General features: G+C 72.3%; 10 protein-coding genes. 5 read left to right on the top strand and 5 right to left on the bottom strand.

Going from position 1 to position 12,821, the window contains the following annotated elements:
- Positions 1 to 6: 6 nt before the first annotated feature.
- A complete protein-coding gene (locus ABTY59_RS30090) occupies positions 7 to 522 on the top strand; it encodes a GNAT family N-acetyltransferase (RefSeq protein ID WP_352022220.1) in 516 nt (171 codons plus the stop codon).
- A 161-nt stretch (positions 523 to 683) separates the two neighbouring features.
- On the opposite strand, the gene ABTY59_RS30095 is transcribed toward ABTY59_RS30090, so the two are convergent.
- Entirely contained in the window at positions 684 to 2,270 is a 1,587-nt protein-coding gene (locus ABTY59_RS30095) for an AMP-binding protein (RefSeq protein WP_352022221.1), read from the bottom strand.
- Entirely contained in the window at positions 2,267 to 3,952 is a 1,686-nt protein-coding gene (locus ABTY59_RS30100; RefSeq protein WP_352022222.1) for an AMP-binding protein, read from the bottom strand. The genes ABTY59_RS30095 and ABTY59_RS30100 overlap by 4 nt, the downstream gene beginning before the upstream one ends.
- Positions 3,953 to 4,043: 91 nt before the next feature.
- On the opposite strand from ABTY59_RS30100, the gene ABTY59_RS30105 reads away from it, so the two are divergent.
- Positions 4,044 to 4,868 (top strand): helix-turn-helix transcriptional regulator, encoded by an 825-nt coding sequence (locus ABTY59_RS30105; RefSeq protein WP_352022223.1) that lies wholly within the window; start codon positions 4,044 to 4,046, stop codon positions 4,866 to 4,868.
- Between the two features lie 74 nt (positions 4,869 to 4,942).
- Here the strand turns inward: ABTY59_RS30105 and ABTY59_RS30110 are convergent, their stop codons facing one another.
- Positions 4,943 to 6,055, bottom strand: a complete 1,113-nt coding sequence (locus ABTY59_RS30110) for a winged helix DNA-binding domain-containing protein (RefSeq protein ID WP_352022224.1) — start codon at positions 6,053 to 6,055, stop codon at positions 4,943 to 4,945.
- Positions 6,056 to 6,177: 122 nt separating this feature from the next.
- On the opposite strand from ABTY59_RS30110, the gene ABTY59_RS30115 reads away from it, so the two are divergent.
- Positions 6,178 to 7,284 carry a magnesium and cobalt transport protein CorA gene (locus ABTY59_RS30115; protein WP_352022225.1) on the top strand — a complete coding sequence of 369 codons (1,107 nt, stop codon included), beginning with the start codon at positions 6,178 to 6,180 and terminating at the stop codon, positions 7,282 to 7,284.
- Positions 7,285 to 7,296: 12 nt separating this feature from the next.
- Here ABTY59_RS30115 and ABTY59_RS30120 read toward each other — a convergent pair whose 3' ends face one another.
- Both ABTY59_RS30120 and ABTY59_RS30125 read right to left on the bottom strand, forming a co-directional pair.
- Entirely contained in the window at positions 7,297 to 7,734 is a 438-nt protein-coding gene (locus ABTY59_RS30120) for an NUDIX hydrolase (RefSeq protein WP_352022226.1), read from the bottom strand.
- Entirely contained in the window at positions 7,731 to 10,667 is a 2,937-nt protein-coding gene (locus ABTY59_RS30125; protein WP_352022227.1) for an AfsR/SARP family transcriptional regulator, read from the bottom strand. The genes ABTY59_RS30120 and ABTY59_RS30125 overlap by 4 nt, the downstream gene beginning before the upstream one ends.
- A gap of 193 nt (positions 10,668 to 10,860) precedes the next feature.
- Here ABTY59_RS30125 and ABTY59_RS30130 point away from each other — a divergent pair, with 193 nt between their 5' ends.
- Both ABTY59_RS30130 and ABTY59_RS30135 read left to right on the top strand, forming a co-directional pair.
- On the top strand, positions 10,861 to 11,844 hold the full coding sequence (locus tag ABTY59_RS30130) for a GNAT family N-acetyltransferase (protein ID WP_352022228.1): 984 nt from the start codon (positions 10,861 to 10,863) through the stop codon (positions 11,842 to 11,844).
- A gap of 154 nt (positions 11,845 to 11,998) precedes the next feature.
- Positions 11,999 to 12,772, top strand: a complete 774-nt coding sequence (locus tag ABTY59_RS30135) for a VOC family protein (protein WP_352022229.1) — start codon at positions 11,999 to 12,001, stop codon at positions 12,770 to 12,772.
- Positions 12,773 to 12,821: the final 49 nt, after the last annotated feature.

The raw sequence follows: 12,821 nt of genomic DNA on the forward strand, positions 1-12,821 counted from the left end.
TGGCGTATGCGCATCAGAGCGGCCGCTCCGGCCGAACTCCCGCTGCTCCAGGACATCGAACGGGCGGCGGGCGAGCCGTTCCGCACCCTCGGCATGGCGGCGATCGCCGACGACGACCCGCTGCCCCTCGACGTCCTGGAGTCGTACCGCAGCGCGGGCAGGGCCTGGGTGGCGGTGGACTCCGCGGACCGGCCCGTCGCCTATCTGCTCACCGACACCGTCGACGGCGCCGCCCACATCGAGCAGGTCTCGGTGCACCCGGACGCCGCCCGCAGGGGCGTCGGCCGGGCGCTGATCGAGCATCTGGCGGCAGCCGCCGGTGAGCAGGGCCTGGCGGCGCTGACGCTGACGACCTTCACCGAGGTGCCGTGGAACGCCCCGTACTACACGCGGCTCGGCTTCCGCCCGCTCGGCGACTCCGATCCCGCGCTCACGGAGGGGCTGCGGGCCATCAGCCGCGCCGAGGCGGCCCACGGCCTGTCGGTCTGGCCCCGCGTCTGCATGCGCCGGGAGCTGATCTAGGGGGTGTTTCGAAAATCCTGTGCGGTGCCCGCGGTGTCCGGTGCGTGCCCTCGGCGTGCCGGACGAAGGCCCTCGTAGCGGAGCTGCTCGGGTCTTCGGCCGGTGCGGCGAGGGGGCGTGCCGGGCGCCGCGGGTGCTGTGCGGGACTTCCGAGACACCCCCTAGGACCCGTACGTCTGCCGCAGCTCCACCTTCCGCACCTTGCCGCTCACCGTCATCGGGAACTCGGTGAGGATCTCCACCCTGCGCGGGATCTTGTAGTGGGCGAGCCGGTCCCGGCAGAAGGCCGTGATCTCGTCCAGGGTGGGCGGGGCGGCGGGGTCGCGGGGGATCACGCAGGCCAGGATCTCCTCGCCGTACCGCTCGTCGGGGACGCCGACGACCTGGACGTCCGCGATCTTGGGGTGCCCGTAGAGGAACTCCTCGATCTCGCGCGGGTACACGTTCTCCCCGCCCCGGATGATCATGTCCTTGATGCGGCCGACGATCTGCACGTAGCCGTCGTCCCGGATGACCGCGAGGTCCCCGGTGTGCATCCAGCGGCCGCTGTCGATCGCCTCGGCGGTCCTCTCCGGCTCGTCCCAGTAGCCGAGCATGACGCTGTAGCCGCGGGTGCACAGCTCTCCGGCCGTGCCGCGCTCCACCGTGAGCCCGGTCGCCGGGTCGACGACCTTGACCTCGACGTGCGGCATGACGCGGCCCACCGTGCCGGTGCGGCGCTCCAGGTCGTCGTCGCGGCGGGTCTGGGTGGAGACGGGAGAGGTCTCGGTCATGCCGTAACAGATCGACACCTCCGCCATGTTCATCTCGGCGACGACCCGCTTCATCACCTCCACCGGGCAGGGCGAGCCCGCCATGATCCCGGTGCGGAGCGTGGAGAGGTCGTACGCGGCGAAGTCGGGGAGGTCGAGCTCGGCGATGAACATCGTCGGCACCCCGTACAGCGAGGTGCAGCGCTCCTCCTGGACCGCGCGGAGGGTCGCGGCCGGGTCGAAGGAGGCGGCCGGGATGACCAGGCAGGCGCCGTGCGAGGTGGCCGCGAGATTGCCCATGACCATGCCGAAGCAGTGGTAGAAGGGCACCGGGACGCAGATGCGGTCCCGCTCGCTGTAGGCGATCATCTCGCCCACGAAGTAACCGTTGTTGAGGATGTTGTGGTGGGAGAGCGTGGCGCCCTTCGGGAAGCCCGTCGTCCCCGAGGTGTACTGGATGTTGACGGGCTCGTCGCAGGAGAGCGGCTCCGGGCGGAGGTCGCCGGGCGTCCGGGTGAGCAGCTCGTCCCAGGTCGCGTCGCCGAAATAGACGGCCTCGCGCAACTCCGGGCAATCGTTGCGGACTTGCTCGACCATGGCGCGGTAGTCGCTCGTCTTGTGGGCGAGGGAGGCGAAGAGCAGCGAGATCCCGGCCTGCTTGAGGACGTACGCCAACTCATGGGCGCGGTAGGCGGGGTTGATGTTCACCATGATCGCGCCGATGCGGGCGGTCGCGTACTGGACGAGGACCCACTCGGCGCAGTTCACCGCCCAGATGCCGACCCGGTCGCCCTTGCGGACCCCGCTGCCGAGCAGGGAGCCGGCCAGCCGGTCGACGTCCGCGCCGAACTCCGCGTACGTCCAGCGGCGTCCGGTCGGGACGTCGACGAGGGCCTCCCGATCGGGCCAGGCGGCGACGGCCCGGTCGAGGTTGCCGGCGACGGTGTCGCCGAGGAGTTCCGTCGTGGAGGTTCCGTGGGAGTAGGACAGGTTCATGCGAGGTCACCTTCCGCGTACTCCGTGCCGCCGCCCTCCGCCGTCAGCCGGCGCAGCTCGACGCGCCGGATCTTGCCGGAGACGGTCTTGGGCAGGTCGGCGAACTCGATGCGCCGGACGCGCTTGTACGGGGCGAGGACCGCGCGCGAGTGCGCGAAGAGGGCCTTCGCGGTCTCCTCGCCCGGCTCCCAGCCCGCCGCGAGGACGACGTACGCCTTGGGGACGGCGAGCCGCAGCGGGTCGGGCGCGGGGACGACGGCCGCCTCGGCGACGGCCTCGTGCTCCAGGAGGGCGCTCTCCAGCTCGAAGGGGCTGATCTTGTAGTCGGAGGCCTTGAAGACGTCGTCGGCCCGCCCGATGTACGTGATGTAGCCGTCCGCGTCCCGGGAGCCGATGTCGCCCGTGCGGTAGTAGCCGCCCTCCATCGCCTCCGCCGTGCGCTCCGGGTCGCCGTGGTAGCCGGTCATCAGGCCCACCGGGTTGACGGCGAGGTCGAGGCAGATCTCGCCCTCCTCGACGTCCGCACGGCCGCTCACCGGGTCGACGAGGGTGACCCGGAAGCCGGGGCTCGGGCGGCCCATGGAGCCCTCCTTGAGCCGCTGGCCGGGGCTGTTGGACACCTGGACGGCCGTTTCCGTCTGGCCGAAGCCGTCCCGGATGGTGACGCCCCAGGCGCGCCGCACGGACTCGATGACCTCGGGGTTGAGGGGTTCCCCTGCGGCGACGACCTCCCGCGGCGGGGTCTTCAGCTGGCTCAGGTCGGCCTGGATCAGCATCCGCCACACGGTCGGCGGCGCGCAGAAGCTGGTGACGCCGTTGCGCTCCATCTCGTCCATGAGCCGGGCGGGGTCGAAGCGGGTGTAGTTGTGGATGAAGACGGTCGCCTCCGCGTTCCACGGCGCGAACAGGTTGGACCAGGCGTGCTTCGCCCAGCCCGGCGAGGAGATGTTGAGGTGGACGTCGCCGGGCTTGAGCCCGATCCAGTACATCGTCGAGAGGTGGCCCACGGGGTACGAGACGTGGGTGTGCTCGACCAGCTTGGGGCGGGCGGTCGTGCCGGAGGTGAAGTACAGCATCAGGGTGTCGTCGGCGAGGGTGACGCCGTCGGGCTCGAACACGTCCGAGTGCCCGTCGGCGTGCTCGTACCCCAGCCAGTCGACGCCGTCGCCGCCGACCGCGATCCGGGTGTACCGCCCGGGGACGTCGTCGAACTTGGCGGTGTCCTCGGCCCGCACGATCACGTGCCGGGCGCGGCCCCGGTCGACGCGGTCGCGGAGGTCGGCGGGGCCGAGGAGCGGGGTGGCGGGGATGAGGACGGCGCGCAGCTTCATCGCGGCGAGCACGGTCTCCCACAGCTCGACCTGGTTGCCGAGCATCAGGACGATCCGGTCGCCGGCGCGCACGCCCTGGGCCCTGAGCCAGTTCGCGACCCTGTTCGAGCGGGCGGACATCTCGGCGAAGCTCACCCGCGTCTCGGAGCCGTCCTCCTCGACGATGTGCAGCGCGGTCCTGTCGTTGTCCCGCGCGATGACGTCGAACCATTCGAGCGCCCAGTTGAAACGGTCGGGCCGGGGCCAGGCGAAGCCCTCGTAGGCCGTCTCGTAGTCCTCGCGATGCTGCAGCAGGAAGTCCCGGGCGGCCCGGAACCTCTCCGTCGCGCCGGTCGCGCTCGTGGGCGTCATGTGTCCTCCTCATTGCGGGACCTGTCCCGGACATCGTGTAATCGGTGACCCAGGTCTCACTACCCCCGTTCGGGGGTGAAGGAGTGGTTCCGTGCCCGAGATGACGGAAGCGGTCGAGTTGCGGGCGGCCCTGTCGCGGCTGAGGCGCGCCAGCGGGCTGCCCGTCGTGTTCGGCGGGCTGCTCCAGGAGGGGACGGCCGGCCGCACGGTGCGGATCGCGGAGCTGAGCGGGGCCGTGACGCCGGCGCTGCGCGGCCTGACCATCTCGGCCGGCTCGGGCCTCGGCGGGAAGTGCCTCGCGCTGTCGCGGCCGTGCGCGGTGACGGACTACGCGGCGTCGCGGTCCATCACCCACGAGTACGACGTCCCGGTCTCGGCGGAGGGGCTGCGCGCGGTGATCGCCGTCCCCGTCGTCGTGCGGCGGAAGGTGCGCGGTGTGCTCTACGGGGCGGTGCGCGAGTCCCTGCCGATCGGCGAGCGGGTCTTCGACGCGGCGATGGCGGCGGCCCGTGACGTGGAGCAGGCCCTGGCCGTACGGGACGAGGTGCGGCGACTGCTCGCGCCGCCGGCGCCGGGCCCGTCCTGGGAGGAGGTCCGGCAGGCGTACGGGGAGCTGCGCGAACTCGCCCCGCAGGTCGTCGACCCGGCGCTCCGGGAGCGGCTCCTGGCCGTCTGCGGGCGTCTGGCGTCCGCCGCGGGCACCGCCCCGGCGGCCGCCGGCGTGCCGCTGACCCCGCGCGAGGTGGACGTCCTGGCGGCGGTCGCCTCGGGCGCGACGAACGCGACGGCGGCGGAGCGGCTCGGGCTCCGCCCCGAGACGGTGAAGGGCTATCTGCGCTCGGCGATGCGCAAACTGGGCGCCCACACCCGCCTGGAGGCGGTGGTGACGGCCCGACGCACGGGGGCGCTGCCGTAGGGGGGCTGCCGTAGGGGGCTCGTGCAACGCACGCCCCCCTCCCCCGCCACGGTCCTCCGTCCCCTCCCCGCCCGTCAGCTCTCCGCGTGGACGATGTCGTACGGAGTGCCGGGAGGCGTCAGGAGCCGGAGGGTCCGTTCCGCCTCGGCGGCGAGGGCGGCGCGTGCCGCGCGCGTCACGTGTGCGAAGGGTTCGATGGTGAGCGTGGTCCGGTCCTTCGCCTCGTCGAGGTGCCAGATGCCGGCGAGGAAGCCGTCGACGAGGAAGGTGCGGTGCGCCTGGTTGCCGGTCCAGGTGCGGGTGCGGTGTTCGGCGGGGACGACGCGGGTGCGGTCGGCGTGCGAGAGCAGCAGGTTGTCGAACTCGGGGAGGAAGCGGACCGGGGCGGGGACGTCCTCGTCGGGGCGGGGCGCGTCGGGGAGGTCGAAGAGCTCGGTGCCCTGCTCGTCGCGGAAGACGAGCAGCTCGGGGCGGAGCCGCTCGAAGGCGGGACGCAGCCGGGTCAGGCCGCACCAGGTCTGCATGTCCTTGACGGAGGCGGGGCCGAAGGCGGCGAGGTAGCGCCGTACGGTCTCGTCGAGGTCGGCGGCCTCGTCCTCGGGACCGTCGAACCAGGTACGGACGGTGGTGAGCGCGACCCGCCCGCTGCGCCGCCACAGGCCGCGCGGGGTGACCTGCACCAGCAGCAGCAGACAGCGGGCGGCGATGGTGAGCGCCAGTGGGTCGGCGTCCGGCCACTCCCGGAGGAGGTGCTCCCGCAGCTCCTTGGGGGTGCGGGGCTGCTCCTCGACGTAGGCGGTGGCGAGGTCGGCGAGCCGGTCGAGGTCGACGCCGTCGAGCCCCTTGTGGAACATCCTCAGCTCCCGGTCGATCGCTCCGGCCTGCACGAGGCGGCGCAGGCCGACCGCGTCGCGGGCGGTGTGGGTGTGGACGGTGGACCGCAGCGAGACGATCCGGGCCACCCGCCGGGACTCCATCAGGGCGGACAGGTCCTCGGGCCGGAACCCGTCGAGGCGGGCGGCCAGCGCGTAGTACGGGGGCTTGGTGTTCTGGGCCTGGAGGCCGACAAGATGGGCGACGGCCTCCTCGACGCCGAGCGGCGCGGGGCGCAGGAGCAGCTGGCGGTCGAGGGTGGCGCGGTTGAGGGCGCGGGTGCCGAGCACGGGGTGGGGCGTCTTGAGGGCCATGTCCGGCACGCTATCGGGGCTTGCGGACAGATGCGGTCCTGAAGTCCACGTCGACGAGATCCGAACGCTGCGGAATCACCCCATATATCCTGCTCTAGGCCCGCTGATCGAGGAGGTGCACGATGTCCGACCGTCGCCCCCGCGCGGCCTGGCGCCGCCCGGCCGCGCAGTCGCCCGCGACGTCGTCCGAACGGCCACGCCCGGTGGAACCGAGCGTGGTGCAGTCGACGCTCTACCGCGACGGCCGCCGGGTCTCCTCCCCGCTCACGCTCGCGGACACCTTCCGCCAGCTGCGCGAACACCCCGACGGCATGGCGTGGATCGGCCTGCAGCGCCCGACCGCGGAGGAGCTCCATTCCCTGGCCGCCGAGTTCGACCTGCACGAACTGGCCGTCGAGGACGCCATGGAGGCCCACCAGCGCCCCAAGCTGGAACGGTACGGCGACACCCTCTTCGTCGTCCTGCGCGCCGCCCGCTACCTGGACGCCCCCGAGGAGGTCGACTTCGGCGAGCTGCACGTCTTCGTGGGACCGGACTTCCTCATCACCGTCCGCCACGGAGCCGCCCCGGACCTCTCGGCCGTCCGCCGCCGCATGGAGCAGAACCCGGACCTGCTGGCCCTGGGACCCGAGGCGGTGCTGTACGCGATCCTCGACGCGGTGGTCGACGGGTACGCCCCGGTGGTGGCGGGCGTCCAGAACGACATCGACGAGATCGAGACGGAGGTCTTCGGCGGCGACCCGTCGGTCTCCCGCCGCATCTACGAACTCTCCCGCGAAATGGTCGAGTTCCAGCGCGCCACCCGCCCCCTGGTGGGCATGCTCCACGCGCTGATGGCCGGCTTCGCGAAGTACGGCACGGACGAGGAACTCCAGCGCTACCTCCGCGACGTCGCCGACCACGTCACGCACACCAGCGAACGCGTCGACGGCTTCCGCCAGGCGCTGACGGACATCCTGACGGTCAACGCGACCCTGGTCACCCAACAACAGAACGCCGAGATGCGAGCCCTGGCGGAAGCGGGCTTCGAACAGAACGAGGAGATCAAGAAGATCTCGTCGTGGGCGGCCATCCTGTTCGCCCCCACGCTGGTGGGAACGATCTACGGGATGAACTTCGACCACATGCCGGAGCTGCACTGGGCGGGCGGGTACCCGTTCGCGGTGGTGCTGATGGCGGTGGTGTGCACGAGCCTGTACGTGGTCTTCAAGAAGAAGGACTGGCTGTAGCGGAACGCCGGCTCAGAGCGACGTCTCGACTCCGAGGCTTCCGGCGCCGATGGCTCCCCTCAGCACGAGGGCGATCTCCTCGGGCTTGAGGTCGATGCCGTCGAGCCCCTCCAGGGTCAGCGGGACCTCCTCCAGCGCGTACGCGCCGCGGCCTTCGGCACTGAACTCGGGGCCGGTACGGTCGTCGAAGGACCAGGTCGCGATCCGGGCGAGGTAGAAGAGCTGGCGCTCGTCGTCGGTCTCGATCGTGTGGAGGGGGCGGACGATGTCCGCCTTCCCCGCGATCTCCTCGTGGATCTCCCGGTGGAGGGCGGCCTCCCGGGACTCGTCGCCGGGCTCGACACCGCCGCCGGGCAGGACCCAGTACTCGGGGATGCCGGGCCTGGTGCGGCGGATGACCAGCATCGTGTCGTCGGCGGTGACGAGGACGGCACGGACTCGTTCGATCATTTCGGTTCCTCTCCTTGCTTGTTGACCTGCGGTTCGGGGTCGGTCGCTGTCGGCGGCAGCTCGGTGAGGAAGGTACGGAGCTCCTCCGCCTCGGGGACGCCGAGGGCCGTATAGAGGTCGAGGGCCTGTCGGGCGTGGTCGTGGGCGAGGTCGATGCGGCCGAGGTCGCGGTGGACGTGCGCGAGGCCGTTGTGGGCGCGGGCCTGTTCGGGGAGGTAACTGCACTCCCGGGCGAGAGCCAGCGCGGAGTCGAACTCGGTCGCGGCCCGGTCGGGGTCGCCCAGGGAGCGGGAGGCTTCCGCGAGGGCGTTGAGCGACTCGGCCTCGTCACCGGGGAAGTCGAATCGGCGGCTCAGGTCGAGGGCTTCGTCGTGGTGGCGCCGGGCCTCCTCGTAGCGGCCCTGCCGCTGGTACAGCAGTCCGATGTTGTTCAGCACGACCGTCTCGCCGATGCGGGACCCCGTCTCGCGGTACACGTGCAGCGCTCGCCGGTGGTGCTCGTGGGCTTCCTCGTACCGTCCCCGGCGTTCGTGGACGATGCCGAGGTCGGTCAGGCACCTCGCCTCGCCGCCGCGGTCGCCCAGGTCGTTGAAGAGCGCGAGGGCCTGCACGCAGTGGTCGTGGGCATGGTCGTACGCGCGCAGCCGCGTGGAGACGGTGCCGAGGGCGGCCAGGGCGCTGGCCTCGACGCCCCGGTCGCCGGTCCCGCGCGCGAGGTCCAGGGCGTTCCGGAAGTGCTCGGCCGCTCGCTCGTAGGCGCCGTGCCACCAGAAGTACACCTGGCCGCGGTCGATCAGCGTACGGGCTTCGGCGGCTGCGTCGCCGCTCAGGCGGACGGCTCGCAGTGCCAGGCCGTTGAGGGTCAGCGCGTCGGCCTGGTGGCCGTGGCCCAGCAGGTAGCGGTGCAGGGTGGCGGCGAGGGGGACGGTGTGGGAGTGCCAGTCGTGCTCGGCCGCGTACTGGCCGGTCGTCATGAGGTTCGCCCGTTCGCGGTCCAGCCAGGTGATCGCCTCGGCCTCGTCCTGCGGGGGCCACGAGGGGGTGTCCGGTGCGGGGATGCGTGGCCTGCGGTTCTTGCCCTCGGGGTAGAGGTGATCGACGGCCACGGCGGCGGTGTGGAGACAGTGGTGGAAGAGGCGGCCGAGGGCCTCGCTCCGGGCCTCGGAGGGTTCCTGGGCGGCGGCGGTGGCGCGGGCGTGCTCGCGCAGCAGGTCGTGGAAGGTGTAGCGGCCGAGCTGGTGCTGGGCCAGGACGTGCGCGTCCAGGAGGTCTTCGAGAAGGGTCTCGGCCTCGTCGAGCGGAAGGTCGGCCAGGGCCGCGGCCGCCTCCGGGTCGATGTCACGGCCTGGTTGCAGCCCCAGCAGCCGGAACATGCGCTGCTGGTCCGCGGTCAACTGCTCGTAGGACAGCGTGAACGCCGCCGCCACCCCCCGTGCGGAGGTGGTCAGTTCGGCGAGGCGACGGCGCTGGTCGCGGAGCCGGTCGGCCAGGTGGGCGACGGTCCACCGGGGGCGATGGTGCAGGCGGGCGGCGGCGATGCGGACGGCGAGGGGCAGGAATCCGCACAGCTGGAGGACGTCGAGGACGGCCAGGGGTTCGGCGGTCGCCCGTTCTCCCACGATCGCCGCGAAGAGCTCGACGGCGTCGGCGGCGGGCAGCACGTCCATGGACAGGGCGTGCGCCCCGTCCAGGTCCGTCAGCCGCCGCCGGCTCGTGATGAGGAGGAGAGCGCGGGCGGAAGAGCCCGGCAGCAACGGACGTACCTGGTCGATGCCGAGGGCGTTGTCGAGGACGGCCAGCACCCGGCGGCCGGAGAGCTCGGATCGCCACAGCGCGGCGCGATCGGCGAGCGACGCCGGGATCTGCTGTGCGGGCACACCGAGTTGCCCGAGGAGGAGCTCCAGCGCGGCGCCGGATTCGAGCGGCACCTGACCGGCGGTGTGGGCCTGGAGGTCCACGAAGAGCTGCCCGTCGGGAAACCGTGCGGCGAGGCGATGGCCCGCGTGGACCGCGAGCGTCGTCTTGCCGACTCCCGCCATCCCGTCGATCGCCGAGATCGTCACGACTCCGCCGTTGTTCCCCGCCCACGTGCGCGTCAGTCCGTCGAGCTCGTCCTCGCGTCCGGTGAAGTCCGGGACGTCGAACGGCAGGAAGTTGCTCGCCTGCGGTTTCGCCGGCGCGGCGGCCGGCAGCCGTAGACCGGGAGCGTCCCGCAGGATGTCCTGTTCGAGTGTGCTGAAGGCGTGACCGGGGTCGAGTCCCTGCTCCTCCGCCAGGTTCGACCGGAAGGTTCTCGCCACGTCCAGCGCGTCGGTCTGGCGTCCGGCGCGGTGCAGGGCGAGCATCAGGCGGCAGCACAGCCGCTCCCGCAGCGGGTGGGCCGCCAGGTGGGCGGAGAGCTCGTCGATGAGGTCCTCGTGGCGACCCAGGGACAATTCGAGCTCGGCCAGGCGCTCGACGGCGGTGAGCCGTTGTCCGTCCAGGCGCCCTCGGGCGCCCTGCACGTAGTGGGCGGTGATGCCGGACAGCGGCTCTCCCCGCCACAGCGCCAGCGCGGCGCGTATCCGGTCCGCGGTGTCCACCGGCTCGTCGGAGGCGTCCGGCGCGATGGCGGTCAGGCGGGTGAACTCGTCCAGGTCGAGTTGCCCCGGGCCGGGAGTGATCACGTATCCGGCCGGCCGCGTGACCAGCATCCGGTCGTTTCCCGAAGCGCGGAGCATCCGGCGGATCGCGGCGATCGTGGTCTGGATCTGCGCGCGGGCGGAGTCGGGTGGCAGTGGCCCCCACATCGCGTCGACCAGGCGGTCCGTGCTGACCGCCACCCCGGCGTGCAGCAGCAGGTAGGCGAGCACCGAGCGATGGCGAGGTGCCAGACCAGGCGCTTCGGAGCCGGGAGCCACGGCCTCGACCGGGCCGAGGATCGTGAACCGCATTCCGTCACTCCGGGGTCACCAGCACGTGCATCGAAGAAGCATCGGGAATGTATCAAGATCCACCCGCAAGGTAGTCGGCATGCCCCTCCAGGCCCCCTGTCGCGGAGCCTCGCCGACGAGGGCGCACACCTCGCCCCCATCCGGAAGCGCCGGATCGATCACGAAAGTCACTCCTTTGCCGACACCCCCGCACGTGCACCCGCTCCAGACGGTTTCGCCCTCCGAGGTCGCCGCGTGGCATCGGATCGTCGCCGCCTCCACGGCCCACGACCTGCCGGGCGTACCGCCGCCCGGCCCGGAGCAGATCCACTCCCAGCTCACCGGGCCCGCCCTCGGCAGCCGCCGGCTGACCTGGCTGGCCACCGGTGCGGACGGCGCACCCGCCGGCGTCGCCGCCCTGCGGCTGTTCACCTCCCCGGGCCAGGAGCACCTGGCCGAACTGGAACTCCACGTCGACCCCGCCCACCGCCGCCTGGGCTCCGGTGCCCGCCTGCTGTCGGCCGTCGTGGCGGCCAGCCGCGCCGAGAACCGGCGCAGCCTGATCACCACGGCCGCGGCCGACGGTCCGGGCCAGGCGTTCGCCGAACGCCACGGCTTCCGGCGGGCGCTCACCCTGGACCACCTCGTCCTGCGCCTCGACGGAACCGTCGCGTCCGACCTTCTGCGGACAGCCGGTGCCGAGCACCCCGGTTACCGGCTGACCGGCTGGACCGGAACCGTCCCCGACGACCTCGCCGACGCCTTCGCCGCGGCCAAGAACGCGATGAACGACATGCCCATGGGAGACCTGGACTACGGCAGCGTGGCCTGGGACGCCGACCGGGTCCGCGCCATGGGCCGGGTGGTCGCCGACCGCGGGGACGCCCTGCTGACCGTCGCCGCCGTCCACGACGACGGCACCATGGCCGGCTACACCGAGGTCGTGCTGCCGCTGGGCGTGGGGCCCCGCGCCCAGCAGTACGACACGGCGGTCGTGCCCGCGCACCGCGGCCACGGCCTCGGGCTGTGGGTCAAGGCCGCCATGGTGCGGCGGCTGCGCGCCGAGCACCCCGGCGTCGTCGAGATCGAGACGGACAACGCCGACGAGAACGTCCACATGCTGGCCGTCAACCACCGGCTGGGGTTCCGCTCGTACCGCCGCACGCACGAGTTCCAGCTCGACGTGCCCGCGTCCTGACCCCCGTACGCCCCTTCCCCCCATCCCCTCCGTGGCGAAGAAGCAGCCCGTACGCCCACCAGGAGCAGGACGGCCTGGACATCGGGCTGTGCGGCGGCGGCAAGCCGGCGGCCGTACTGCGTGACCCTCACCCACACTTCGCGAAGGTGCAGTCATGAACGTCTCCAGATCCGCCCTCTCCCTGACCGTCGCCGACGTGGACGCCTCCCGCGCGTTCCTGTGCACCCACCTCGGATACGCGGTGACCACGGCTGACGACGGCTTCGTGTCCCTGACGCATGAGCACGCCGCCGTCGACGTCATCCTGCTCCACGAAGGTGCGGAAGTCCTCGCGCCCGAGCAGTGCGCCCAGCGGGCGGCCGGCCTGATCCTGGCGCTCACCGTCACCGACCTCGCGGCAGAGGAGGCCCGGCTGCGCGCAGCGGGCGCCCCCATCACGATGCCACTGCGCGAGGAGCCGTGGAGAGAGCGACTGCTTCAGATGACCGACCCGAACGGTGTCGTCGTCCAGCTCGTCGAATGGCCGGCCGCCGCCGGTCCGGCCGACCCCGACGAGAGCGCCGCCATGATCGTGATCACGCCCCGCGCGGACCACGTCACCGTCTCCCCGAACGCGACCATGGCGGGCCTGGCGGCCGCCAGCCGTGGCAGCACCGCACTCAGCACCTGGACCGTCACGATGAACGCCGGCGCCACCGGCCCCGAGCACTCCGTCGACCGCGAACAGGTGTGGACGGTCACCGCGGAAGCCCTGGAGGTGACCTGCGACGGCCGGAGCGAGAAGGTCACCGCCGGCCAGACCCTGATCCTGCCGCCGTACCTCCTCCGCCGGGTCCACGCCCCGGAACGGGCCCAGGCCCATGTCTCGATGCCCGCCGACGGAGTCGTCTCCGTCCCCGGCACCGACGGCACCCGTGCACTGCCCTAGCCACCACCGCCCCCTGCACGAAGCCCGGCCCCACGAGGGACACGGCGCG

The organism is Streptomyces sp. NPDC096079, from assembly GCF_040303145.1.
In the GTDB taxonomy this organism is placed as follows: Bacteria; Actinomycetota; Actinomycetes; order Streptomycetales; family Streptomycetaceae; genus Streptomyces.

Bases quoted from the DNA above. Each gene is read 5' to 3' on its own strand.
- ABTY59_RS30135 (WP_352022229.1), top strand. From the start codon at position 11,999: ATGAACGTCTCCAGATCCGCCCTCTCCCTGACCGTCGCCGACGTGGAC.
- ABTY59_RS30100 (WP_352022222.1), bottom strand. From the start codon at position 3,952: ATGACGCCCACGAGCGCGACCGGCGCGACGGAGAGGTTCCGGGCCGCC.
- ABTY59_RS30095 (WP_352022221.1), bottom strand. From the start codon at position 2,270: ATGAACCTGTCCTACTCCCACGGAACCTCCACGACGGAACTCCTCGGC.
- ABTY59_RS30120 (WP_352022226.1), bottom strand. From the start codon at position 7,734: ATGATCGAACGAGTCCGTGCCGTCCTCGTCACCGCCGACGACACGATG.
- ABTY59_RS30110 (WP_352022224.1), bottom strand. From the start codon at position 6,055: ATGGCCCTCAAGACGCCCCACCCCGTGCTCGGCACCCGCGCCCTCAAC.
- ABTY59_RS30090 (WP_352022220.1), top strand. From the start codon at position 7: ATGCGCATCAGAGCGGCCGCTCCGGCCGAACTCCCGCTGCTCCAGGAC.
- ABTY59_RS30115 (WP_352022225.1), top strand. From the start codon at position 6,178: ATGTCCGACCGTCGCCCCCGCGCGGCCTGGCGCCGCCCGGCCGCGCAG.
- ABTY59_RS30125 (WP_352022227.1), bottom strand. From the start codon at position 10,667: ATGCGGTTCACGATCCTCGGCCCGGTCGAGGCCGTGGCTCCCGGCTCC.